Genomic DNA, 23,562 nt, shown 5'->3' with positions numbered 1-23,562 from the left:
GCTTGGGACCAGTGCGCTATTTACGAGGCGCCCGGCCGCGCCGGGTTGCGCTGGGTTACGGGTTGGGACTGCGGGCCCGTGCGCTTCTTGCGAAGCGGTCGGTCGCGCCGGGTTGCAGGTTGGGACCTCGGGTTCGTGCGCTTCTTGCGGGACGGTCGGCCGAGTGCCGGGTTACGTGTTCAGACTTCGGGCCCGTGCGCTTTTTGCGAGGCGGCCGGTCGCGCCTTGACGTTGCTGCCTGCCGCGCGCTCAGCCTCGGCGGGCCCAGGATCGCGCCGCAGCCTGCTTCGCGTCGTTGATCGTCTCCACCTCGACCACCTCGATACCGCGATGCCGTTCCGCCACCGAACCCTTCGGCACGATCGCGGTCTTGAACCCCAGCCGCGCCGCCTCGTTGATCCGTCGGTCGGCGTTCACAGTCCGTCGCACCTGGCCGGTCAGGCTCACCTCGCCGATCGCCACCAGATCCGCGCTCACCGCGATCTCCTGCTCCGCACTTACCAACGCCAACGCCAGCGCCAGGTCCGAAGCGGGCTCCCGCACCCGGATCCCGCCGATCGTCGTCGCGTACACCTCCCGGTCGAGCAGGCGCATCCCGCCGCGGCGCGTCAGCACCGCCAGGACCATGTTCAACCGGGCCTGGTCGAGGCCCGACACGGTGTGCCGCGGGATCGCGCCGTCCTTCACCGACTTCCCCAGCAGCGCCTGGACCTCCACCGGCACCGCCCGGCGCCCCTCCATCGTCACCGTCACGCAGGTGCCCGGGGTCGGCTCGGTCGGCGCGTCGTCGAGGAACAGGCCTGAGGGGTCGGCGAGCGAGATGATGCCGTCCTCGGTCATCTCGAAGCAGCCGACCTCGTCGGCAGGCCCGAATCGGTTCTTGACCCCGCGCAGCAGCCGCAGCATCGAATGCCGGTCGCCCTCGAAGTGGACGACGGTGTCGACCAGGTGCTCCAGGGCCCGGGGTCCGGCGATCCCGCCGTCCTTGGTCACGTGTCCGACGAGGATCACGGCCATGTTGCGCAGCTTGGCCTCGCCGGTGATGGCGCTCGCGACGGCCTTGACCTGGGTGACGCCGCCGGGGACGCCGTCGGTGTCGGGGGCGATCACGGTCTGGACGGAGTCGAGGATGAGCAGGGAGGGTTGGACGTCCTCGACGTGCCCGAGGACGGCGCCGAGGTCGGTCTCGGCCGCGAGGTAGAGCTCCTCGGAGAGGCAGCCGGTGCGGTCGGCGCGGCGGCGGACCTGCGAGGCCGACTCCTCGCCGGTCGCGACGAGCGCCTTGCCGTAGCCGGCCTCGCCGAAGCGGTGGGCGACTTCGAGGAGGAGCGTGGACTTGCCGACCCCGGGCTCACCGGAGATGAGGGTGACGCCGCCGGGGACGAGGCCGCCGCCCATGACGCGGTCGAACTCGCCGATGCCGGTGGGCAGGCTGGCCGCCTGGGCGGCGGAGACGGTGCCGATGCGTTGGGCGGGTTTGGCGGGGCGGCGCGCGCCGGTGGGGGCGGCGGATTTGGGGCCGAGGGATTGGCGGGGCGGGGCCGCGGTCTCCTCCATGGAGCCCCATTCGCCGCAGTCGGGGCACTGCCCGACCCATTTGGGGACCCGTACGCCGCATGCGCCGCAGGCGTAGGCGACTCGCTGGCTCTTCGACATGGCGCCAGCCTACGGCCCGCCGCCGACAATCCGCGTTCGAGCGCGCTGGCGCGAGACGGTGCGGTGGGCCTCGACGAACTCTCGTATTTGAGCCTGGGAGTACGGAAGAGAACGGTTCGGTGACCTCGGTCGCATCGGCGGCGTCGACCGCAATGGAATGTCGTACCCCCGCGCCACCCTTGTATCGGGGGTTCGCGATACGGCTCCTGTCCGGGTTCGGCGTGCCTTCGTATCCCTTCCTCGCGACACCGCCGGGGCGGTGCGACAAGTGCTCGAAACGGGCTTGCCGTTCTGTCTAGACTTGCGTCATGAACGCAGTGGAGCCGATCAACGGCTCACCGGCACTCCCGCTCGAACCGGTGCTGGCCCCGTCCCGGGCGCGGCCCGGCGCGGCCTTCTTCGACCTCGACAAGACCGTGATCGCCAAGGCCAGCACGCTCGCCTTCTCGCGGCCGCTCTACCGCGGCGGCCTGCTCGCCCGCCGCGACGTCCTCAAGGTCGCCTACTCCCACCTCCTCTTCCGGCTCGGCGGCTCCGGCGACGAGGCGCAGATGGCCCGCACCCGCGACTACGTCGCGGAGCTCTCGCGCGGCTGGCCCTCCGAGGAGGTCCGCGCGATCATCGCCGAGACCCTCGACGAGCTCATCGCCCCCGCCGTCTACGCCGAGGCCGCGGCCCTGATCGAGGCGCACCGCTCGGCCGGTCGCGCCGTCGTCCTGGTGAGCGCCTCCGGCGAGGAGATGGTCGCGCCGATCGGGCGGATGCTCGGGGCCACCGACGTCATCGCCACCCGCATGGTGATCGGCGCTGACGGCCGCTACACCGGCGAGGTCGACTTCTACGCCGCCGGCCCGGCGAAGGCCGAGGCGATCCACAAGTTCGCCTCCGAGCGCGGCATCGACCTCGAAGCGTCCTTCGCGTACTCCGACTCGATCACCGACGAGCCGATGCTGCGCACCGTCGGGTTCCCGCGCGCGGTCAACCCCGACCGGGGCCTGCGCCGCCTCGCGCTCGAGGAGGGCTGGCCCCAGCTGACGTTCCGGCGGCCCGTGGCGCTGCGCCAGCCGCTGTCGGGGCCGAGCCCGCTCAAGGTCGCCGCCGCCGGAGTCGGTGTTGCGGCTGTGGCGTATGTGGTGTGGCGCGTATGGAGGGAACGGCGTCTCCGGACTGCTTGAGCAGCGCTTTCCTCCAGTGGGTAGCCTCAGCGAGATGGAACGCAAACAACCGGCCCGATTGGCCGATGTCGCCCGAGCCGCCGGTGTCTCGGTGGCCACCGCCTCCCGCGTGCTCAACGGTTCCCCTCACCGGGTGAGCGATCAGCTCAGCGAGCGGGTGCGCGAGGCGGCTCGCCGGTTGCGCTACGCCCCGAACGTCGGCGCGCAGGTACTCGCGCGCGCTACCTCGCAGACCGTGGCCTTGCTTTTGCACGACGTGACCGACCCCTACTTCGGCCAGATCGCCGGCGGCGTGCTCGCCGAGGCCGCCCGGCGCAACGTCCGCGTGCTCATCGCCGACACCGGCATCGACCCCGACTCCGAGGTGCAGCACCTGGACTCCCTGCGCGGCTACCGCCCGCGCGCGGTGATCGTGGCCGGTTCGCGGACCACCGACAAGGCCGCCGAGCAGCGCCTCTCCGAGCACCTCTCGGACCTGTTGGAACTGGGCGCGACCGTGGTCAGCGTGGGCCAGCCGGGCCTGCCCGGGCGCGTGGTGCGCCCGGCCAACCGCGAGGGCGCGGCGGGCCTGGCCCGCTACCTGGTCGAACTCGGCCACCGCCGCTTCGCGATGGTCGCCGGTCCCGAACAGCTCCAGGTGGTGCGCGAGCGGCGCGAGGGCTTCCTGGCGGCGCTGCCGGAGGACGCCGAGGTCGTGCACGTGGCGGCCGAGTTCAGCCGCGACGGCGGCTACGAGGCCGGGCGGACGCTCCTCGAGGGCGGCCCGCTGCCCACCGCCGTGTTCGTGACCTCGGACGTGCAGGCCACCGGTCTGTGCACGGCCCTGCGCGAGGGCGGGGTGAGCATCCCCGAGCAGGTCTCGGTGGCCGGCTTCGACGACATCCCGGTCGTGCGCGACCTGACCCCCTCGCTCACCACCGTCGCCCTGCCGCTGCACGACATGGGCGTCAAAGCGCTCGAGGCGGCCCTGGTCGAGGAGGAGGAGTACCCCGAGGAGATCGACGTCGAGGCCGAGCTCATCCGCCGCGCCTCCACCGCGAGTCCCCGCGACTGAGCGGCGCGTCGCAACGCGATTCCCAGTCGGGGGACGCACTTCGCGAGTCAGGACACGGGGCCCATCGGGCCCCGTTCTTCGTCTCGGCCTCCGAATAATGTGAGAATTTTCAAGATCATGTAACCGCTCTGAAACCCCTGGGGGGCGACGCCGGAGCGTTCCGCGCGATAGGCTTCTGATCAGTGATGTTCTATATATTGGGACTTCGATCCATAGCCCGGCGTGAATCTCATCTCACCCGAGATTCGGAAAACGCTTAAATATAGTTAAATGTAGATATAGCTCCTGGTAGTGCGGCTTTAACTGAATAATCTCGGCCGTGGCCTGCGAATCGATCACCGAACGGCGGTGGTTTCGTTGGCACGGCGGGCGTAATCTCGGCAGTGGATTTCGATACGGGACTTGGTGCGGCCCGGTCGCGATCCACGGAAACCGAAAGCCTTTGCGAGCCGGAAGCGTCGTCGTTACCGCCCGGCCACACCGCGAGGGCATATTCAAGGTTGGAACTGGATTAATGGCAGTGCGGCCTCGTCCGGTTCCGGCTGGAACCAATCCGGAAGGAACACGATCATGGTGCGAGTCACCGTCGAAGCAGAGACGCCCGTCTCGCCGGTGAGCGGAGAGACGCTCTCCCAATCGGACGCCGAGCGCATCGCGGGTGTCCTCAAGGCACTCGCGGACCCGAACCGCCTTCAGCTCATCAGCCTGATCCAGGCCTCACCCGAGCAGGAGGCCTGCGTGGCCGAGTTGACAGAACCACTCGGCCTGTCGCAACCGACAGTGAGCCACCACTTGCGCATCCTGGCCGAGGCCGGGGTCGTCCAGCGGGACAAGCGCGGCGTGTGGGCCTACTTCCGCCTCGTCCCCGAGACGATGCGCATCGTCGCCGACCTGCTGACGCCCCCGAAGCGTCGCACCCGGCGCCGTTGAGGGCCAACGAGAGTGAACGGCCGGCCCGGCGCTGAGCCAGCGGTGATCCGCCTGGCCGGCCGTGCTCCCGCCCGCCCGGCGCGCCTTCGCGCGCAGGGAAAATGAGAATAAACTGAAAAACGTGAACTCGACTACGCTTGCGCCACGTCATACACTCGTCACATGGCCGGCATACATCGCAGACGTGGGCGCCTCACGAAAGAGGGCCGCAGAGTCCTCGGCGGTCTGGCGCTGCTCGCCGTCTTCGCGCCGGTCACGGCCTACACGCTGAACGCGGCCATCGCCCACGTGCAGTCCTGCGGGACCGAGGTCGACCTCCACGTGGCCGCCGCCCCCGAGATCGCCGCGGTGCTCCAGGACTTCGTCGCCGCCGGCGGCGGGGCCCCCTCGCGCGGCTCGGACGTCTGCGCCGACATCACCGTCGAAGCCGTCGCCGCCGAGGCGATCGCCGACTCCGACGCGGACGTCTGGATCCCCGAGACCGCCCTGCGCCGCAACCTCCCCGGCTCCGGCCTCGCCGAGGAGTGGGAGATCCTCCAGCCCTCGACCGCCAACTCGGCGGTCGGCCTCGCCATGCCCGCGGGCGAGAGCACCGACAACCTCAACCCCGGGGACATGGACGTCGCGCTCCAGGACCCGCGCACCCACCCCGCCAGCCTCATGTGGATCATCCTGTTCGAGGTCGACGAGCACACCGTCGAAGGCGGCGACGGCGTCGCCGTCATGTCCGCCCCCGAGGTCGCGGCCATGGGCACCGACGAACTCCAGCCCCCCACCGGCTCGGCCCAGGTCGCCCAGTTCGAGTACCCGATGCTCGTGCGCGCCGGCCTCGGCGACGCCGAGCGCGAGGCCGCCCAGAACCTCGTGCGCTCCTACGGGAGCGAGCACTACTACGAGCTGCTGGCCCAGCACGGGCTCGGCCCGGGCATCCCGCAGACCTCGCCCTCCTCCACCGAGACCATCGAAGCGGCCCTCCAGCGCTGGGACGAGTACACGAACGAGTAGACGGACGGGCCGGTCGGCTTCCTAGTCCTCCTTGGCGAGGGACTGGTTGAGCACGTCGTTGAAGACCTGCCACGCCTCGTCGGAGCGCTCGGCGTCCACGTCGGCGGTCGCCCACGCGTGGAAGGACCCGTCCGCGGAGGAGACGAACACGCTCAGGGACCCCCTCCAGCGCGGGAACACCTGGTTGCGCTCGGAGACGCCGATGTCGCCGTCCTGGAGCTCCTGCATCGGCTGGTACGGCAGGGCGCTGCGCAGCGGCTCGCGCGAGCCGCGCCGGCAGTCGTCGGGGCAGACGTCCCAGCCGACGGTGAGCTTGCTGTCGCCCTCGTCGGCGGTGCACACCGCGACCTGGCCCTGGTCCTCGCAGCGGTACTCGCCTGGGACCTTGAAGGCGAACGGCCAGTTCTCGTAGGCGATGGTCTGGGTCGCCTCGCCGGACTCGAAGAGGGTGCCGCCGACGCGTTCGGCGGGGGCCTCGGGGTCCCACTGCGGCATCTGGTCGACCGGGGCGGGCTCCTCGCCGGCGTCGGCGGGCGCTTCGGCCTCCCGGTCGACCTCGGCGGTGTCGGGGGCCTCGCCGCCGGTGTCGCCGGACGCCTCGTCCGACCCGGAGGCGCTCCACAGGATCCAGGCGCCGATGACGAGCGCGAGGATGAGCACGACGCTGCCGATGCCGATGAGGATCGGCAGCAGTTGCGAGCGGCGTTTGGGCGCGGTGATGATGAGCACGGGCGGCGACAGCTGCGCGCTGGTGGTGCCGCGGGCGTTCGGGGAGACCGGCGGCGAGGAGGGGTTCGCGGGGCCGGCCGGGGAGGCGGGGGCGGCGGACCGCTGCGCGGCCGCCAGCTGGTGGGCGGCGCGCTGGGCGACGGCGGCGGGTCCGACCGGGAGCGGCCCGGTGGCGGGGCCGAGGGACAGGAGCCGGTCCATGATGCGGTCGGCGCCGCGCAGGCGCGAGTCGAGGAGGACCACGACGTAGGGCTGCTCGGCATCGAGGTCGGCGACCATGATCGGGGCGTCCTCGGGGCCGGCGGTGGCGTAGGCCCAGGCGACGGTGTCGGACAGGAGGCCGCGTCGGGCGGGGTCCTTGGAGGAGGTGGAGCCGAGGGTGAGGATCTGGACGGGGCGACCGCTCTCGTCGAGGCCCTCGCACAGCTCGTAGGCTCCTTCGACGCGGATGGTCGCGACGTCTCTGTACGGCCCGACCGTGCGACTCATCGAAGCCCCCTCGACCTGCGATCCGACAAGCGCTGAACGGGACGTCACCGGGCGTGCGAGCCGTAAGTAGCGCGGAATTACCACTAAGTATGGCCTGGGCTCGCACGCCCCGTGACACCTGGCCGCTCGATTGCGCGGCGGGGGCCGGGGCGACCGCCGCGAGGATCGGTCAGATGACCGAGGCGGGCGTTCAGGAGGGCCGACTACGCTGGCGGCGTGACTAACTTGCTCAGCCAGACCGCGGCGCTGGCCTCCGTAGGCGACGTCACCCATGCCGATGAGTACGACGGGATCATCGGCTGGGTGCTCAGCCTGATCGACAAGTTCGGCGAGGTCGGCGTGGGGCTGGCCCTCGCGATCGAGTCGGTCTTCCCCCCCATCCCCTCCGAGCTGATCCTTCCCGTGGCGGGTTTCCTGTCCTACCAGGGGAAGATGAACTTCTGGCTGGCGATGCTCTTCGCGGCCCTGGGTTCGATGGCCGGCGCGTACATCCTCTATTACGTGGGCTACGCGTTCGGTCGCGAGCGCACCCGGTGGCTGTTCGAGAAGGTGCCGCTGCTGGAGCTCAAGGACTTCGAGCGGTCGGAGCAGCTCTTCGCCAGGTGGGGCGGCATCGCGGTCATGGCGGGCCGGTGCCTGCCGCTGGTGCGCAGCGCGATCTCGGTCCCCGCGGGGATCGAGAAGATGCCGTTCTGGAAGTTCACCGGCTACACGCTGGTGGGGTCGGTGGTGTGGAACTCGATCTGGATCGGGCTGGGCTTCGCGTTCGGTCCGGCGATCGAGCCGGTCCTGGCACAGTACTCGGACATCCTGAGCAAGATCGTGCTCGGTCTCATCGGGCTGCTGTTCCTGTGGTTCATCGTCTCGCGCACGGTCAAGCTCGTCCGCAAGCGCCGCGGCGGCGGCGACGAGGACGGCCGGGGCGGCGACGCGGGCGGCGCCGGTCGCTCCGACACGATGATCCTGCGGCGCGTCGAGTAGCCCCTCGCTCATTCGAGCTGCGGCCCTTCATCTTCGGATGGAGGGCCGTTTCGCGTCCGTGCCCGCCGGGTGAGGCGCACGCGCATTCGTGGGCTCCAATGTCGCAATGTTTTCGAATTTCTTCGCGTCTGGGCGTAACCGCGCCGCGGCCTGTCCAGTTAGTCAGGGTGGCCGCGTCACCAACCCGTCGCGGCCGGGCCGGAGTGTCACCGGCCCACCGGACAGCGAGGGCGGTTCTCGATCCGCCGGCGATCCAGCCGGTGCGGTCGCGGCTGGGAGCCGCAGTCGGCAGAGGCGAACGCCGGGAAGGCGAACGCGCTGCCAGAGCCCGCTGGTCAACCACTGACAATTCAGCGATCTTGCACCGCGCGGCGGTCGATTCGTGCTGCTACCCAGGCCGTCGACCGGTGCCGTTCGGTGCGGAGAAAGGCAACAAGCAGATGAAGATGCGCACTGCGCGTACGGCGGGCCTCGTCGGAGGCCTCGCCACGGGGGCTCTGCTGCTCGCGGGGACGGCCGCTCAGGCCGCCGACTCCGCCGTCGAGGAATCGAGCGACCTCGTCGCGGCGACTCCGGAGGCCCTCGGGGGGCTTCCGGTCGCTCCCGACCAGGTCACCGATGTGGCCGGTGGCCTGGCCAACAGCGTCACCGGCAAGGTGCCGGGACTCAACGCGCTCCCCGTCGACGCCGTTCCCGGCCTTGACGCGCTTCCGCTCGACGCGGTGGTGCCCGCAAGCCCCACCGCCGAGGCCAGGGACGGCGTTCCCGCCGACCAGGTGGCGGACCAGGTTCCGGCCCAGGACGCCGGCAACCCGCTGGCGGACCTGCTCAGCGGACTCGGCGGCGGCCTTCCGGTCCCGCTGCCCTTCTAGATCAGTCTTTTTCGACCAGGAACACCCCGATCGAGGCGCATGATCCGCCGCGCCGCGGTCGACCACGGCCTGTGGGCCCGCCCGGGTCCGCTCCCGCTCACGGCAACGCCAGCACGCGTCGCGAAGCGCACCGGTTCCGGTGCGCGGTGCGACGCCGGCCCGGCGCCGCCGCGCGGGCGCCGCTTCCGGGCGGCCCACCGGCCGAGCACATAACTCTCCCGGTTCCGAAGCACCCGTCCAGGCGAGACCCAGCTCGCCGGGCGCGCACAAGCCATCGGAGCCACGGAGCTTCACGGGGGATACGTGATGGAACAAGAAGAACGATTTCCCTGAAAGGTGAAACTTCGTGAACTACTCATGGGCACGTAAGACCGCGCAGACCGGTTTCGTCGCGGCGGGGGCGGTCCTCGTCGCCGGCGCCGGCACCGCTCACGCCTGGGGACCTGACGTCACCACGCAGGACCAGGTGGGGGCCGTGTCGGGCAACCAGGTGGTCGCGCCGATCCAGGCGCCCATCAACATCTGCGGCATCGCCGCGGCCGTCCTCGGCGCCGCCGACGCCGGTTGCGAGGGCGGCTCCAGCGCCGACTTCGCCGGCGCGGGCGACCTCACCACCCAGAACAACACCGGTCTCGCCAACGGCAACCAGGTGTTCGCCCCCGTCCAGGTGCCGGTCGACGTCAGCGGCATCGCCGCGGCCGTCGGCGGCGCCGCGGACGCCGGCTCGGAGGGCGGCTCCGACGCTGTCATCACCGAGTCGGGCCACGTCACCGAGTCCGACACCACGACCCGCCGCAACTACGGCGCGCTGTCGGGCAACCAGCTGCTCGCGCCGATCCAGGCGCCGATCAACGCCTGCGGGAACGCCATCGCCGTCGGCGGGGCCTCCGACGCCGGTTGCGAGGGCGGCGCCAGCGCCGACTACGCCGGCGCGGGCGACCTGACCACCCAGGACAACGTCGGCCTCGGCAACGGCAACCAGGTGTTCGCGCCGATCCAGGCGCCGATCAACGTGTGCGGCAACGCCATCGCGATCCTCGGCTACGCCACCGCCTCGTGCGACGGCGGCGCCGACGCGGAGATCCCCGGCGGCAAGGACAAGCACCACAGCCACAAGGAGCTCGCGACCACCGAGGCCGCGAACGTGGACCTCAACGAGGAGCAGCTCCCCGTCCCCGGTCTCGACACGGTGGGCGACCTGGCCGGGAACGTCCCGGTCGTCGGCGGCCTCACCGGCGGCCTGGTCGGCAACGCCACCTCCGAAGGTGTTGCCGGCTCCGTCGCGGGCGTGACCGAGCTGGCCGGAGCGGGCCTGCTCTAACGACTCGGCGGGGCCGCGACGGGTTCGACGCGGCCCCGCCGGAACTCCACACTGATCGCGCCGCGGCGGGAGCCGCGGCGCGATCCTTTGCGTTCGCTATTCCTCGTCCGCTTCCAGGCGCGCTTCGAGCGCGGTGTTCATCGACGTGAAGCCCTGCTCGGTGTCGGCCAGGAGCCGCTTCATGAACGGCACCAGGACACCGGTGAACCGTTCGCCGTGCGTGAGGACGGTGGTGCCGTCGGTCTGCGGCTGGAGCACGAAGTAGTGCTCGCCGTCGAACAGCCCGCCGGGGCCGAGTTTGCCGAGCCAGCGGATCTGCCGGGCCGGCGAGACTCGGATGACCCGCGGCCGGAACCGGTTGACCTTGCCGCCCGGCTGCGTGAAGGCCGCTTCGAGCCGTTCGTCCTCGGCGAGGAGCCCCGTGATCTCGGTGATGAACGGGTTCCACTCGCCGTAGGCGGGGAAGTCGGTGAGGACCGCCCAGACCTCGTTGGCGCGCGCGTCGAGGTGCGCGGTGGTCTCGATCCGGTGCTCTTGGCCCATGGCCCAGATCGCGTATGCGGTTGTGGCCGCGACGATGACCGCCGCGACGACCAGGATGATCACAGTCCCAGACTCCAGAATCGAATATTGCCGTTGTCGTCGCCGGTGACGGCGACCGGATGGCCGTCGACGGTGAAGAGCTCGGTCTCGGTGACCTCGGCATTGTCGCCGCCGGGGAACTCGAGGCCTCCGGCGCCTTCGACGCCGGTGACGTGGGCCCCGCCCTCGCCGTCGATGTGCATGAGGGCGGGCCCGAACTCGGTGGGGATCAGCTCGTGGTGGTACTCGTCGGTCACCTCCCCGTAGGGGGTGGGGGTGAAGGACGGCTCGCCGGTGAGGAGGTTCCAGAAGTACACGTAGCCGGTGGTGCTGTAGAGCATCGCGTAGGGGACCGTGTCGTCGTAGACGACGCTGAGCCCGTTCGGCTGGTCGAGGTCGGTCCAGGCGCCGTAGTCCTCGATCGGGCCCCACGGCTCGCCGGTCTCGGTGTTGGCCCGCCCGAGCGGGTACTCGGCGGCCGCGTACACCAGGTCGGTGTAGCGCTCCTCTTCATCGGCGTAGAAGCGGGGCCAGTCGGCCCCTGCCGGGATCGCGGCGACGCCGAGCGAGGACCGGGTGTGGAGGTCGTAGACCTCCATGTGGGTGTCGGTGAGCAGCGCGAGCACCGGGTGGCCCTCGCGGGTGCCGGTGCGCAGGTACTGGACGTCGTCCTGCGCGGCCAGGGCGGGTCTGCCGGCCGCCGTGAACGCCCCGGTCTCGGCGGTCCACACGTGGGCGCGGTAGTCGCGGTCGACGGCGACCATGATGTCCGCGCCGTCGGCGCCCGTGGCGGTCCAGAGGGTGTTGAGGCCTTGGGGGAACTCGTACTCGTCGACGAGGTCGCCTGCGGTCATGGACCACTGGCGGACGAGGCCGTCGGCGCCGGCGGAGAACACCATCGGGCCCGCATCGGTGTCCATTGTGGCAAGTGAGGCGATGGCGTCGTCGTGGGCGCCGACGAGTTCGCCCGCGGCGGCGCCCGCTTCGGCCAGATCGCCCCAGGCCGGCTCGAAGGCCATGTCGTCGGCTTCGGCGCCGCGGCCGAAGTACCAGACGAGCCCGGCGATGATGAGGATGTCCACGAGGATGAACCCGATGATGACCCGGCGTCCGGTCTTCCTGGCGCGCAACCGGTCCGCTTCCGATTTCGGCTCGGCGACCGGCGGGTCCTGCTGCCGGGCGGCGGGCTGTACGGGGGTCTGATGTGGATTCGCCTGCGGCGGGAGCGTCTGCCGGTCCGGCGCCGGGGGCGTCGCCGCGGCGACGGTCGCGGGCCGCGTCTCCGGTGAGGGCGTGGGGAACAGCGGGGTCGGCGCGTGCTGGGGCGGGGCGACCGGCTCGGTGTACGGCGCCGGGTTCGCGAGCCCGCGCTGCGGCGTATTGGGGACGGGGCCCGCCGGCGCGGCGGGCGTGATCGGGCCGCCGTACGCCCCGTGCTGCGGGGTCTGGAGCGGGAAGCCGGGAGGGCTGGACTGCGTCCACAGCACGCTGCCTTCGGCGACGACCACTTCGGGCTGGTCGAGCACGATCGGCGCGACGCCGAGCGAGCGGTGGAGCAGGGTCGCCACCAGCGGCATCCGGCTGGCGCCGCCGACGAGGAACACGCCCGCGCTCGCGGCCGCCTCCAGGCCCGCGGCGCGGATGACGGCCTTGGTGACCCGGATCGTCTGCTCCAGGTGCGGCTCGGCGATCTGCTCGAGTTCGGTGCGGGTCAGGTGCGCCTCGACGTCGAGCAGCGGGATCGCGATGTCGGCCTGCTGGTGGCGGGAGAGCCGCTCCTTCGCGGCGCGGACCTCGTCGCGGAACTCGCGGAAGAAGCGGCGCTCCTCGATCGTGGTCGGGTCGGTGAGGCGCTTCCAGCCGTCCCTGGAGCCGTAGGTGGCGCCGAGGTGCTCGATGAGGGCGGCGTCGATGTCCAGGCCGCCGAGGTCGCCGCGACCATCGAGGGCGACGGTCTCGAAGCCGTCGCCGCTGCGGCGCACCACGCTCGCGTCGAAGGTGCCCGCGCCGAGGTCGTAGACGACGATGGAGGAGCCGACGGGCATGTGGTGCTTGAGCGCCTCGGCGTAGTAGGTGGCGGCGGCGACCGGTTCGGGGACGAGGCGGACCCGGCCGAGGCCGGAGCGGGCGGCGGCGTCCTCGACGACCTGGCGGCGCGCCGGGCCCCATTCGGCGGGGACGGTGAGGGTGACCTGCGCGGGGCGCCCGACGACGCGGCGGCACTCGTCGGCGACGGCGTCGAGGACGGCCGCGATGAGGTCGGGGACGGGGTACTCGCGGTCGCCCAGGAGCGTGGAGGGGCGGTCGATGAGGCGCTTGGGGTTGGGCTCGAAGCGCTCGGGGTGGCGGCGGCCGGCGTGGACGGCGTCGCGCCCGACCAGGAGGCCGCCTTCGGTGTCGGCGCAGACGGCGGAGGGCATCAGGGGCGCGCCGTCGAACAGGAGGGGGCGGACGCTCCCGTCGGCGCGGCGGACCACCGCGATGGTGTGCGAGGTGCCGAAGTCGACGCCGAGGGAGGTGCGGGGGCCGGGGCTCATGACAAGGATCGTAACGAATCCGAAGGGGAGCGGTCGCCCTGCAAGCACGCGAGAACGAGGCCGAGCGCCGCAACCGGCCGAGCGGCCCGCATGTCGCGCGTCACAGTCTTCCTTCCGAAGGGACCGACTTCCCGCTTGAATTTGTCTGGTCGTACGTCGTAATGTCGTGGGACCTGTCACCGACCGATCGGAACCGCATGAGCGCTCCCGTCCACCTCGACCCGACCCGGCCCGTCGCCGAGCGAGTGGAGGCCCTCCTCGCACTCATGACCGACGAGCAGAAGCTCGCCTGCCTCAACGGCGTCCCCGAGACCGTCCTCGCCGACGGCACCGTCCTCCCCGAACTGAAGAACAACTTCAACGAAGTCCTCCACGGATCCGGCCACCACGCCGACGCCACCCTCTTCCCCCAGGCCATCGGCCTCGGCGCGACCTGGAACACCGAGCTGATGGAACGCGTCGGCGAGGTCGTCTCCCACGAGACCCGCGCCCGCGACACCGGCGTCCTGGCCGGCTTCGGCCCCGTCGCCGACCTCCGCTCCAACCCCCTCGCCGGCCGCTTCGAGGAGGGCTTCGGCGAGGACCCCCTCCACGCCGCCGCCATGACCACCGCCTACGCGTGGGGCCTGCGCGGGCGCCACCCCGACTACGTGCGCCTCTTCCCGCAGATGAAGCACTTCCTCGGCTACAACCACGAGTACCACCGCCACCGCACCTCCGCCTCCATGGGCGTGCGCGCCCTCCACGAGTACCAGGCCGTGCCCTACCGCAAGCCCGTCGAGGCCGGCGCGGTCCTCGGCGCGATGACCTCCTACAACCTCGTCAACGGCGTCCCCTCGATCATCTCCCCGATCCTGGAGACGCTCCGCGCCGAATGGGCCGGCGGCCGGTTCTTCTTCCTCCCCGACGGCTGGGACGGCGTCAACCTCCACACCACCAAGGGCGCCGCCTGGGACACCTGGGAGCGGCCCAAGGAGGACGTGCCCTACCCCGCCGCCCTCGCCGCCGAGGAAGGCCGCGAGATCGACGCCGAGGAGCTCGGCGTCCTCGCCGGGGGCCTCATGCTCCACGCCGGACAGACCCACTTCCACGACGGCTCCGACCTGCCGTTCGTCGCCGAAGCCGGCGAGGCCGTCCGCCGCGGCCTGTTCGGCCTCACCACCGAGCACCTCGACCGGGCCGTGCGCGACTGGCTCGACTTCCTCGTCCGCGCAGGGAGACTCGACGGCGAGGACTGCGAGTACAACCTGATCGCGCCCGACCCGCACCCCCAGAACCGGCCCGAGGCGATCGCACTCGCCCTCCAGGCCGCCCGCGAACAGCTCGTGCTGCTCAAGAACGACCGCTCGGCGCTCCCGCTCCCCGAAGGCGCCCGCGTCGCCGTCCTCGGCCCGCTCGCCGACCTCAACCTGCGCGACTACTACAGCCCGCTCGTCCCGCTCGAACGCCGCACCACTCCGCTCCAGGCCCTGCGCGAGCGCCTCGGCGCGGACCGCGTGACCCACCACAGCGGCAACGACACCATCGCCTGGCGAGCCGGCGGCGCGTACGTCAACGTCGCAGAAGGCGGCGCGCTCGTCGCCCACTCCGAGACCCTCGGCGACACCGAGGCCTTCGAGGTCTGGGACTGGGCGCACGAACAGCACATGTTCCGCCACAACGCCACCGGCAGGTTCGTCATGGCGAACCTCCTGGAGCGCGGCGACGGCCCGGCCACCTTCGCCAACCAGGCCGGCGCCTCCGGCGCCGGCGGACCGGTCCTCCTCGCCCAGGACGAGCACATGGAGGACGCCAACGCCTGGTTCACCCACCAGAACCTCCACTATCGACCCGCCGATGGATCCACCGGCGCCGTCGAGCTGTTCGGCGTCAACCACGTCCCGTCGGAACCCGACGGGCCCTTCCACGTCCGCCTCGCCGAGGACCGCTCGCTCCCGCTCGTCAAGGGCCCCTACGAACCCGTCCTCACCGAGACCCTCGTCGAGCACGGCCCCGAAGCGGCCGCGACCGTCGCGGCCGCTGCCGACTGGGCCGTCGTCCTCGTCGGCAACCACCCGCTCGTCAACGCCCGCGAATGCTTCGACCGGCCCGGACTCGACCTCGCGCCCCGCCAGGCCGAACTCGTCCGCGAGGTCGCCGCCGCCAAACCCGGCCGCACCGTCGTCGTCGTGGTCTCGGCCTACCCCTTGGCGATCGGCGCTATCGCGGACGACCCGAACGTCGCCGCGATCCTCTACACCTCCCACGCCGGGCAGGCCGCCGGGACCGCGCTGGCCGAGGCCCTCGCGGGCGACTGCTCGCCCGCCGGGCGGCTCACCTCGACGTGGCTTGCCGACACCGCCTCGCTCCCGAAGCCGGGACCGAACACCGAGGCGTACCGCGTCAGCGAGGTCGACATGCTCGAGTACGACGTGATCGCCGCCGGCCTGACCTACCGCTACTCCGACGCGGAACCGGTGTACCCCTTCGGGCATGGCCTGAGTTACACCACTGTGGAGTACGGCCCGCTGGAGGTGCCGGCGAAGGTGAGCGCCGAGGAGCCGTTCACCGTCGTGGTCCACCTGACCAACACCGGCGAGCGGGTCTCCGACGAGGTGGCCCTCGTCTACGCGACCTCGCTCGACTCCGCCTACGGCGACCGGGTCGCCAAGCGCCAGCTCGCCGGGTTCACCCGCGTCAAGAACCTGCGGCCGGGGGAGACCCGCCGCGCCCTGATCACCGTGGACCCGCAGGACCTGTTCGTGTGGGATGTGGTGAGCGGCAAGCGGATCGTCGAGACCGGCCGGTACACCCTCCGGGCCGGCAGCTCCGAGGCGACCATCCGCATCGCCGGCGGGACCATCGCCCCGCTCGACCTCTCCGAGACCGCCAACGTCTGGGAGAAGGCCACGATCGCCCAGGGCCTCACCTACTGGGAGGTGTCGAAACTGCACACGCTCAAGCGCGAAGGCGGCTACCACTCGACGGCATCGCGCCGTCCGGGCGCCTTCGCGGGCTTCACGAACGCGGTCCTCGACGGCGCGAAGACGATCGAACTACGCACGGCCACGACGGCGGCCGACTGGGCGGACCTGTCCGACCCGGTGATCGAGGTCCGCGCCGGAGCCCCCGACGGGAGGCTCCTGGCCGAGGTCGAGGTCCCCAAGACCGCAGGGCCGCAGGCGTTCACGGACGTCACCGCGCCGCTCGAAGGCGCCGAGGGCACGCAGGACCTGTACCTGCGCTTCCGCGCCGGAGGCCTCTACGTCGACTCGATCCGACTGGGCCGCTGACGCCGGCGCCCCGTTCTCCGGCTTCGGAGAACGGGGCGCCGGTCGGGTCCGCGAAGCCGCGAGTCAGTCGTGGTGCTCGGTCGCCACTAGGCGGCCTTCGGCGGTGTGGAACACGACGAAGGAGCCCTTGTCCAAGGAGCCCAAGGAGACCGGGGTGCCGAGTTTGCCGGCGGCGTAGGCGATCATCTCGTCGATGCTCTCGCCGTGGCCGCAGATCACCGCGGGCCCGCCCGCTTCGATGATCGCGTCCAGGCGGGCCGTGGCCTCGGCGGGTTTGCTGGTGCCCAAGGTGAACTCGGGCAGTCCCGTCACCGAGACGCCCTCGGCCGCGCAGTACGGCAGCAGGGTCTCCAGGCAGCGCGCGCTCGTGGAGCTGTACGCCCGCCCGCTCGGGTACGCCGAGAGCAGCACTTCGAGCTGCTGGGCGCGTTCTCTGCCGCGCTGGTTGAGCGGGCGCAGCTCGTCCTGGTCGAACCAGTCCGCTTTGGACAGCGCGATGGCGTGGCGGACGAACACCAGCGGCACGGTGTCGCGCGCGGCCTCGCGCGCGAAGTCGGCCAGGACCGGCTGGTCCCGCTCGTAGGTGAGCCGCTCCGAGACGGCGTCGAGGGGCACCCACTCCAGGTCGTCGACCTCGCGAGGGTCCACCGCCTCGTCTACGGCCTCCTCGGCCGCCGGTGTGGCGCACCAGTAGTCGACGCGTTTGAGCCGGCCCTCCTTGTCGTAGAAGGAGGGCGCGAGCGGGCGGCCGAGCACCGGGCGGATCCCCGTCTCCTCGAAGACCTCCCGCTGCGCCGCCGCGAGCAGGTGCTCGCCGCGTTTGAGCTTGCCCTTCGGGAAGGTCCAGTCGCCGTACTTGGGGCGGTGGATGAGGGCCAGTTCGGGCCCCTCCTCGCCCGGGCGCCAGAGCACGGCGCCGGCGGCGAAGATCTCGGGTTGCATCAACTGTGCTCCTGCATGAGTTGTTCCTGGAGGTCGCCCCCGCCCCTCTGGCGGGTCCACAGGCCCAGCGGGCCGAGCCTCCAGGTCCGGGTGTCGGCGTCCATGCCGCGGTCCAGCAGCGAGGTGAGCTGCGCGCGGTGGGCGTCGCCCTGCACTCGCACCAGCACCTCGACGCGGCGGTCGAGGTTGCGGTGCATCAGGTCCGCGCTGCCCAACCATACTTCCGGATCGCCGCCGTTCTCGAACACGTACACCCGCGAGTGTTCCAGGAACCGGCCCAGCACGCTGCGGACCCGGATGTTCTCCGACAGGCCGGGGACGCCGGGGCGCAGCGCGCAGATGCCGCGGATGAACAGGTCGACCTGGACGCCGGCCCGGGAGGCCCGGTACAGCGCGTCGATGATCCCCTCGTCGGTCAGCGAGTTGCACTTGAACCGCAGCCGGGCGGGCAGGCCCATGCGGTGGTGCTCGATCTCGCGGTCGATCCGCTCGATCAGGCCCGGCCGCAGGGAGTGCGGGGCGACCAGGAGCCGGTTGAAGTCCTCGTCGCGCGAGAACCCGGTGAGGTGGTTGAAGACCGCGTTGACGTCCTCGCCGACCTCCGGGTCGGTGGTCAGCAGCCCGACGTCCTCGTAGAGGCGCGCGGTCGTGGGGTGGTAGTTGCCGGTGCCGACGTGGCTGTAGCGCAGCAGCGTCCCGTCGGCCTCCTGGCGCACCACGAGCGCGAGCTTGCAGTGGGTCTTGAGGCCGACGATCCCGTACATGACGTGGCAGCCGGCCTGCTCCAGCTTCTGGGCCCAGTCGATGTTGGCCTGCTCGTCGAAGCGCGCCTTGATCTCCACGACCACCACGACCTGCTTCCCGGCGTCGGCGGCGCTGATGAGCGCGTCCACGATGGGGGACTTGCCGCTGGTGCGGTAGAGGGTCTGCTTGATCGCCAGGACCTTCGGGTCGGCGGCGGCCTCCTCGATGAGCCGCTCCACCGAGGCGGTGAACGAGTCGTAGGGGTGGTGCACGAGCACGTCGCGCTCGCGCATGACGGCGAACAGGTCGGCGTCGGGCGGCAGGACCGCCTCGGAGGGCCGGAACGGCGGGTACTTCAGCTCGGTGCGCCCCAGGTCGGCGAGCGCGTCGAGCCCGGCGAGGTCGAGCGGCCCGGGGAGCTTGTAGACGACCTCCTCGTCGACGCCGAGCTCGGCGATGAGCCGGTCGAGCACGAGCGGGTCGACGGTGTCCTCCACTTCGAGGCGCACGACCGGGCCGAAGCGGCGGCGCAGCAGCTCGCGCTCCAGAGTCTGGAGGAGGTTCTCGGTGATGTCCTCGTCGATCTCCAGGTCCTGGTTGCGGGTGACGCGGAAGGTGTGATGGCCCAGGACGTCCATGCCGGGGAACAGGTGCTCCAGGTGGGCGGCGATGACGTCTTCGAGGGGCGTGAAGCGCCCGGGGGCGACGGCCATGAAGCGCGACAGGAGCGGGGGGACCTTGACGCGGGCGAAGCGGGTGGCGCCGTTGCGGGGGTCGCGGACCTGAACGGCGAGGTTGAGCGACTGGCCGGAGATGTACGGGAAGGGGTGCACGGGGTCGACCACGAGCGGGGTGAGCACGGGGTAGATGCGGGTGCGGAAGAACTCGTGCATCCGGGCGCGCTCGGCGTCCTCGAGGTCGGCCCAGCGGACGATCGCGATGTCCTCCTTTGCCAGGAGCGGGGCGATCTCGTCGCGGAAGTACTCGGCGTGCTCGATGCTCAGCCGGTGGGCGAGGCGGGCGATGCGGCTGAGGACGGTGTGGGGCGGCTTGCCGGTGGAGGTGCGCACGGGCAGGCCGGTGGCGAGGCGGCGCATGAGCCCGGCGACGCGGACCATGAAGAACTCGTCGAGGTTGTTGGAGAAGATCGAGAGGAATCGGACCCGTTCGAGCAGGGGCAGTTCGGGGGTCTGCGCCAGGCGCAGCACGCGCCCGTTGAACCGCAGCCAGCTCTCCTCGCGATCGAGGAACCGGTCGGGCGGCAAACCGGTGTCAACGAGGGGAACGAGGTCACTATTCGTCATACATCACAAGGTTAACGAAGAAAGTGAACCCACGGTGAACGCGCCCTGAAATCCCCTCGCGATCGCGAGATCACCGCCCGCGGCCATTTTGGAGGGCGCCTTCGCGGCCGCGCTCACGGAAGGGTTCGGGGCCGCCGGAGCCCCGCTGAAGCGGCGGCGGGGACCCCGCCCGAAGGTGTCCTCAAGGTTGCGCGGCCGGTTCGGAGCCGGCCGGGGCCGCGCCTGGAGAGCGCATCGGGCGGGCACGCGAAAAACCCCGGTGCTTTCGCACCGGGGTCGAAACGCGGTCCCGACGGGATTTGAACCCGCGACCTCCACCTTGACAGGGTGGCGAGCACTCCTAGCTGCTCTACGGGACCTTGGTCGGACGCTTTCGTGTCCTTCAAGGCCGCAAGACCTCTTCATTTATACCAGTCGCGCTCCGAGTGACCGGCACCGCGTCTGGGTCGTACCCCCAACGGGATTCGAACCCGTGTTACCGCCTTGAAAGGGCGGCGTCCTAGGCCCCTAGACGATGGGGGCGCTCAGTGATCCTGGCACACGACAACGAATGTCGCATTCCGTTTTCTCCGGCTTACCACCGCGGAATTCCGCTCGGGCTCGACAAGCATACGCGACAGCGCCCGACTCGAAAAGGGCGGGTCGACCTTGAGACCGCGGTCTCAACCGCACTCTCGCGCCCACCGGTCGCGGCCCAGCTCGCGGGCCCCGCCCGGCCCGGACCCGGGCCGCGCCTTGCTAGCGTTGGCCCATGGAGTTCGCCTATCTGGGACCGCGCGGGACCTTCACCGAGGCCGCGCTCCGCCGACTGCCCGCCGCCAAGGGCGCCGCCACCGTCCCGATGCCCTCGATCCCCGAAGTCCTCGACGCCGTGCGCCGCGGGGAGGTCGAAGCGGGCTTCGTGCCGCTGGAGAACTCCCAGGAGGGCACCGTCACCCTCACCGTGGACGAACTCGTCGGCGGCGACCCCCTCGTCATCGCCGGCGAAGTGGTCCTCCCGATCACCTTCGTGCTCGCCTCCGCCAAGCCGATCGCCGAGATCGCCACGGTCGCCTCCATGCCCGTCGCCCTCGCACAGGTCCGCCGCTACCTGCGCCGCGAACTCCCGGACGCCGTGGTCCACCAGGCCCTCTCGACCGCCCAGGCCGCCCAGCGCGTCGTCGACGGCGAGTTCGACGCGGCCGTGTGCCCGCCCTTCGCCGCCGAGGCCGTGGGCCTTCCCGTGCAGGCCTTCGACATCGGCGACAACGCCAGGGCCGAGACCCGTTTCGTCCACGTCACGCGCCCGGCCGCCCCGCCCGAACCCAGCGGCAACGACGTCACCTCCCTGGCCGTCTACATCGACCACGACCGCGTCGGCGCGCTCCTGGGCGTGCTCACCGAGTTCGCCATCAGGGGCATCAACCTCACCCGCATCGAATCGCGCCCCACCGGCGAGCGTCTCGGCCGGTACGCGTTCTTCCTCGACTGCACCGGGCACCTCGCCGACGCCCGCATGGGCGAGGCCCTCACCGGCCTGCGCCGCATCTGCGCCGACGTCCGCTACCTCGGCTCCTACCCCCGCGACCACGCCGAGGCGCCCGTCCCCGCGCCCGCGGGATTGACCGACGCCGACTTCGCCGACGCCGCCGCCTGGCTCCAGAGCCTGCGCGACCACGGCCGGTCAGGCGGGCCCGGCGCCGAATGAACCGGGACGCGCGGCGACCCTCACCACCGCGAACGCCGGCCGATTCCGCGATGGCCGCGCACCTGGCGCGAGCGGCGTGGTTAGCTTGAACCATGTCTGAAACATCTGCTTCGCATTCGATCGGGCCCGTGCCCCGGCCGCCGACGCCGCCGGCCTCCGTCCCGCCGCGTGAACCGGAGCCGCCCGAACTCGCCGTCCTGCCGCCCGAGGCGCCCGAGCCGCTTCGGCCGGAACCTCCGGTGGGCGAGTCCCGGCCGGTGGTCAGGGAGATCATCAAGATCTCCGACCCCGAGCGGATGAAGGCGCTGGCGCATCCGGCCCGGATGGCGGTCTTCGATCACCTGGCGCTGCGCCGGACGCAGGGCCATGACGGGGCCACGGCCACCGAGATCGCCGAGGTCGCGGGGATGACCCCGAGCGCGATGAGCTACCACCTGCGGACCCTCGCGAAGGCGGGGTTCATCGAAGAGGCCCCGAGCCGCGGCGACGCGCGCGAGCGGTTGTGGCGCCTGGGCATCCACAGCTTCTCGATCTCGGCCGACCCCGACGCCTCCGAGAGCGACAGGGCCATCGAGCGAACGATGGGGGAGGCGTTCCGGGAGCAGCAGGATCGCAGCTACCGGCGCTGGATGGAAGGGCGGTTCGACGTCGACCCGAAGCTGCGGGAGGCGTCGATGACGCAGCAGGGGCACCTGCGCCTGACGCAGGAGGAGGCCGCGGAGTTCTCCCGGCGGTACCAGGAGCTGGAGCAGGAGTACGTGGACCGGACCATCGAGCGGATCGATCAGGGGACCGACGCGGAGGACGGCACGGTGGTCTTCCACGTGCTGTTCCGGTTCTTCCCGAGGATCTGAGGACTCGCGGCCGAGCGCCGCGAGCAGGCTCCCGCCGAGGCGTGAAAGAAATTCTTCAAAAAATCTGAAAAACCTCTTTCGCATCTGATCGTGAAAGAGTATCTTCGAAATATGTCTTTCACATCCTTCCTCGACGGGACCCGCTGGTCCGACGTCTACACCGCCGCCACCTGCGCCTTCCTTGCCGGAACGGCCATGTTCACCGCCGACTTCACCCTCACCCTCAAGCTCCAGACCGAGGGCTACGGCGGCTTCGCCATCGCCGCCCTCATCATCTGCGCGACCCTCCCGCTGGTCGTGCTCGCCCCGATCACCGGCCGCATGGCCGACCGCTTCGACAGCCGCGCGCTCATGGCCCACTCGGGCCTGCTCCAGGCCGCCTCGATCGTCGCGATGGTCTTCACCGACAACCTCTACGCCCTGTTCGCGCTGGTCATCCTCAACGCCTGCGGGACGGCGATGCTCCAGCCGGTCGTCGGCGCCCTCGTGCCGGCGATGTCGCGGCCCGAGGACCTGCCCCGCGCGGTCGCCCTGGTCCAGACCGGGACGCTCGCCGGGCTCGCGGCCGGCCCGGCCGCGGCCGGGTTCATCATCGGCGCCCACGGCGCCGGGGCCGCGCTCATGGTCGCCGCCGCCTGCGCGATCGCCCGCGTCCTGCTGTGCTGCGACATCCGCACCCGCCGCGGCGGCGTCCGCCGGGCCGCCGTCGTCCACGGCGGGACCAAGGCCGCCGGATGGCGCCTGAGCGGCGACAAGCTCCTGGGCGCGATGGTGCTGGGCCTGAGCGCGGTGATCGCGGCGATGTGCGCGGTGAACGTCCTCAGCGTCTTCCTGGTGCGCGAGGTCTACGACGCGAGCGAGGGCGTGTACGGGCTCATCAGGGCCTGCTGGACGGTCGGCATGGTCGCCGGCGCCTGGATCGCGGCCGCGGTGATCCGCCGCCTGGAGCGGGACGTGCAGCTGGCGTGGATGCTCATGGCCTGCCTGGCCGGGGTCGGCCTGGTCTGCTTCGGGCAGGGCCTGCCGCTGTTCACGGTGCTGCTCCTGGTGCCGATCAACCTCATCGGCGGCCTGTTCAACGCCGGGGAGAACTCGGCCATCGGCATCGCCCTGGCCCGCCGCGTCCCCGAGGCCTTCCGGGGCCGGGCGAACGCGGCCGTGAACGGCCGGGTCAACGCGGCCCAGCTCATCGGGTTCCTGCTGGGCGGCGCGATGTCCACCTTCATCGACGTGCAGGTCGCGTTCATGGCCGTCGGCCTGGTGTCGATCGGGATCGTGCTCGCCTGCCTGCCGCTGATCCGCCGGGCCGACGACACTCCGAAGCCGGCCCCGGCCGCGGGCCGCGACCTGGTCGGCGCGGTCGCCTTAGCGCCGCGAGTCCTATGGCGGTGAGACCCGCCGAGGGCGCGACGGAAAGGCGCGCCGGAG

17 protein-coding genes and 2 tRNA genes are annotated in these 23,562 nt (G+C 71.3%); 11 read left to right on the top strand and 8 right to left on the bottom strand.

Features of this window, described 5'->3' with window-relative positions; translation table 11 throughout:
- Positions 1 to 249: 249 nt before the first annotated feature.
- On the bottom strand, positions 250 to 1,656 hold the full coding sequence (radA, locus tag IF12_RS0120205) for a DNA repair protein RadA (protein ID WP_030161688.1): 1,407 nt from the start codon (positions 1,654 to 1,656) through the stop codon (positions 250 to 252).
- A gap of 308 nt (positions 1,657 to 1,964) precedes the next feature.
- Here radA and IF12_RS0120200 point away from each other — a divergent pair, with 308 nt between their 5' ends.
- The 4 genes from IF12_RS0120200 to IF12_RS0120185 all read left to right on the top strand — a co-directional run bounded on the left by IF12_RS0120200 (position 1,965) and on the right by IF12_RS0120185 (position 5,820).
- Positions 1,965 to 2,831 carry an HAD family phosphatase gene (locus IF12_RS0120200; RefSeq protein WP_081913784.1) on the top strand — a complete coding sequence of 289 codons (867 nt, stop codon included), beginning with the start codon at positions 1,965 to 1,967 and terminating at the stop codon, positions 2,829 to 2,831.
- Positions 2,832 to 2,865: 34 nt separating this feature from the next.
- Positions 2,866 to 3,885, top strand: a complete 1,020-nt coding sequence (locus IF12_RS0120195; protein ID WP_030161683.1) for a LacI family DNA-binding transcriptional regulator — start codon at positions 2,866 to 2,868, stop codon at positions 3,883 to 3,885.
- A gap of 570 nt (positions 3,886 to 4,455) precedes the next feature.
- A complete protein-coding gene (locus IF12_RS0120190) occupies positions 4,456 to 4,815 on the top strand; it encodes a helix-turn-helix transcriptional regulator (protein ID WP_030161681.1) in 360 nt (119 codons plus the stop codon).
- A gap of 162 nt (positions 4,816 to 4,977) precedes the next feature.
- On the top strand, positions 4,978 to 5,820 hold the full coding sequence (locus IF12_RS0120185) for a hypothetical protein (RefSeq protein ID WP_030161679.1): 843 nt from the start codon (positions 4,978 to 4,980) through the stop codon (positions 5,818 to 5,820).
- Positions 5,821 to 5,841: 21 nt separating this feature from the next.
- Here the strand turns inward: IF12_RS0120185 and IF12_RS0120180 are convergent, their stop codons facing one another.
- Entirely contained in the window at positions 5,842 to 7,038 is a 1,197-nt protein-coding gene (locus tag IF12_RS0120180; protein WP_030161678.1) for a hypothetical protein, read from the bottom strand.
- Positions 7,039 to 7,263: 225 nt separating this feature from the next.
- On the opposite strand from IF12_RS0120180, the gene IF12_RS0120175 reads away from it, so the two are divergent.
- The 3 genes from IF12_RS0120175 (at position 7,264) to IF12_RS0120165 (ending at position 10,212) form a co-directional block, all read left to right on the top strand.
- Positions 7,264 to 8,019, top strand: a complete 756-nt coding sequence (locus IF12_RS0120175) for a DedA family protein (RefSeq protein WP_081913783.1) — start codon at positions 7,264 to 7,266, stop codon at positions 8,017 to 8,019.
- 446 nt (positions 8,020 to 8,465) lie between these two features.
- The gene (locus IF12_RS0120170; protein WP_133884096.1) at positions 8,466 to 8,891 is read left to right on the top strand and encodes a hypothetical protein; all 426 of its coding nucleotides are present in this window, start codon (positions 8,466 to 8,468) and stop codon (positions 8,889 to 8,891) included.
- A 346-nt stretch (positions 8,892 to 9,237) separates the two neighbouring features.
- Positions 9,238 to 10,212 (top strand): chaplin family protein, encoded by a 975-nt coding sequence (locus IF12_RS0120165; protein ID WP_030161672.1) that lies wholly within the window; start codon positions 9,238 to 9,240, stop codon positions 10,210 to 10,212.
- A gap of 96 nt (positions 10,213 to 10,308) precedes the next feature.
- On the opposite strand, the gene IF12_RS0120160 is transcribed toward IF12_RS0120165, so the two are convergent.
- Positions 10,309 to 10,818 (bottom strand): SRPBCC domain-containing protein, encoded by a 510-nt coding sequence (locus tag IF12_RS0120160; protein ID WP_197034817.1) that lies wholly within the window; start codon positions 10,816 to 10,818, stop codon positions 10,309 to 10,311.
- Positions 10,815 to 13,331 (bottom strand): Hsp70 family protein, encoded by a 2,517-nt coding sequence (locus tag IF12_RS26335; RefSeq protein ID WP_051704662.1) that lies wholly within the window; start codon positions 13,329 to 13,331, stop codon positions 10,815 to 10,817. The genes IF12_RS0120160 and IF12_RS26335 overlap by 4 nt, the downstream gene beginning before the upstream one ends.
- Positions 13,332 to 13,528: 197 nt before the next feature.
- Here IF12_RS26335 and IF12_RS0120150 point away from each other — a divergent pair, with 197 nt between their 5' ends.
- Complete coding sequence (locus tag IF12_RS0120150; RefSeq protein ID WP_166659549.1) at positions 13,529 to 16,603, top strand: glycoside hydrolase family 3 C-terminal domain-containing protein; 3,075 nt, start codon at positions 13,529 to 13,531, stop codon at positions 16,601 to 16,603.
- 63 nt (positions 16,604 to 16,666) lie between these two features.
- Here IF12_RS0120150 and IF12_RS0120145 read toward each other — a convergent pair whose 3' ends face one another.
- The 4 genes from IF12_RS0120145 to IF12_RS0120130 all read right to left on the bottom strand — a co-directional run bounded on the left by IF12_RS0120145 (position 16,667) and on the right by IF12_RS0120130 (position 20,115).
- Entirely contained in the window at positions 16,667 to 17,545 is an 879-nt protein-coding gene (locus IF12_RS0120145) for an NUDIX hydrolase (protein ID WP_035749775.1), read from the bottom strand.
- Entirely contained in the window at positions 17,545 to 19,593 is a 2,049-nt protein-coding gene (locus IF12_RS0120140) for an RNA degradosome polyphosphate kinase (protein WP_030161663.1), read from the bottom strand. Before IF12_RS0120140 ends, IF12_RS0120145 begins: the two co-directional genes overlap by 1 nt.
- A gap of 284 nt (positions 19,594 to 19,877) precedes the next feature.
- Positions 19,878 to 19,952 (bottom strand) — tRNA-Asp (locus IF12_RS0120135).
- Between the two features lie 90 nt (positions 19,953 to 20,042).
- A tRNA-Glu gene (locus IF12_RS0120130) sits at positions 20,043 to 20,115 on the bottom strand.
- Between the two features lie 229 nt (positions 20,116 to 20,344).
- Between IF12_RS0120130 and pheA the strand changes: the two genes are divergently transcribed.
- The 3 genes from pheA to IF12_RS0120115 all read left to right on the top strand — a co-directional run bounded on the left by pheA (position 20,345) and on the right by IF12_RS0120115 (position 23,526).
- Positions 20,345 to 21,280, top strand: a complete 936-nt coding sequence (gene pheA / locus IF12_RS0120125) for a prephenate dehydratase (RefSeq protein ID WP_030161660.1) — start codon at positions 20,345 to 20,347, stop codon at positions 21,278 to 21,280.
- A gap of 92 nt (positions 21,281 to 21,372) precedes the next feature.
- The gene (locus tag IF12_RS26330) at positions 21,373 to 22,134 is read left to right on the top strand and encodes a helix-turn-helix transcriptional regulator (protein ID WP_081913782.1); all 762 of its coding nucleotides are present in this window, start codon (positions 21,373 to 21,375) and stop codon (positions 22,132 to 22,134) included.
- Between the two features lie 111 nt (positions 22,135 to 22,245).
- Positions 22,246 to 23,526: an MFS transporter gene (locus tag IF12_RS0120115; RefSeq protein ID WP_051704660.1), complete on the top strand. Its 1,281-nt coding sequence runs from the start codon at positions 22,246 to 22,248 to the stop codon at positions 23,524 to 23,526.
- The last annotated feature ends 36 nt before the right edge of the window (positions 23,527 to 23,562 follow it).

This window comes from Glycomyces sp. NRRL B-16210 (assembly GCF_000719515.1).
In the GTDB taxonomy this organism is placed as follows: domain Bacteria; phylum Actinomycetota; class Actinomycetes; order Mycobacteriales; family Micromonosporaceae; genus Glycomyces.
Note: the sequence above shows the minus strand (reverse complement) of the source record. Positions and strands in the feature narration are given on the sequence as shown.

What these genes read in the sequence shown, in the direction of transcription:
- IF12_RS0120200 (WP_081913784.1), top strand. Translation starts at nt 1,965, where the DNA reads ATGAACGCAGTGGAGCCGATCAACGGCTCACCGGCACTCCCGCTCGAA.
- IF12_RS0120195 (WP_030161683.1), top strand. Translation starts at nt 2,866, where the DNA reads ATGGAACGCAAACAACCGGCCCGATTGGCCGATGTCGCCCGAGCCGCC.
- IF12_RS0120190 (WP_030161681.1), top strand. Translation starts at nt 4,456, where the DNA reads ATGGTGCGAGTCACCGTCGAAGCAGAGACGCCCGTCTCGCCGGTGAGC.
- IF12_RS0120170 (WP_133884096.1), top strand. Translation starts at nt 8,466, where the DNA reads ATGCGCACTGCGCGTACGGCGGGCCTCGTCGGAGGCCTCGCCACGGGG.
- IF12_RS0120115 (WP_051704660.1), top strand. Translation starts at nt 22,246, where the DNA reads ATGTCTTTCACATCCTTCCTCGACGGGACCCGCTGGTCCGACGTCTAC.
- pheA (WP_030161660.1), top strand. Translation starts at nt 20,345, where the DNA reads ATGGAGTTCGCCTATCTGGGACCGCGCGGGACCTTCACCGAGGCCGCG.
- IF12_RS0120140 (WP_030161663.1), bottom strand. Translation starts at nt 19,593, where the DNA reads ATGACGAATAGTGACCTCGTTCCCCTCGTTGACACCGGTTTGCCGCCC.
- IF12_RS0120180 (WP_030161678.1), bottom strand. Translation starts at nt 7,038, where the DNA reads ATGAGTCGCACGGTCGGGCCGTACAGAGACGTCGCGACCATCCGCGTC.
- IF12_RS26335 (WP_051704662.1), bottom strand. Translation starts at nt 13,331, where the DNA reads ATGAGCCCCGGCCCCCGCACCTCCCTCGGCGTCGACTTCGGCACCTCG.
- IF12_RS0120145 (WP_035749775.1), bottom strand. Translation starts at nt 17,545, where the DNA reads ATGCAACCCGAGATCTTCGCCGCCGGCGCCGTGCTCTGGCGCCCGGGC.
- IF12_RS0120150 (WP_166659549.1), top strand. Translation starts at nt 13,529, where the DNA reads ATGAGCGCTCCCGTCCACCTCGACCCGACCCGGCCCGTCGCCGAGCGA.
- IF12_RS26330 (WP_081913782.1), top strand. Translation starts at nt 21,373, where the DNA reads ATGTCTGAAACATCTGCTTCGCATTCGATCGGGCCCGTGCCCCGGCCG.
- radA (WP_030161688.1), bottom strand. Translation starts at nt 1,656, where the DNA reads ATGTCGAAGAGCCAGCGAGTCGCCTACGCCTGCGGCGCATGCGGCGTA.
- IF12_RS0120185 (WP_030161679.1), top strand. Translation starts at nt 4,978, where the DNA reads ATGGCCGGCATACATCGCAGACGTGGGCGCCTCACGAAAGAGGGCCGC.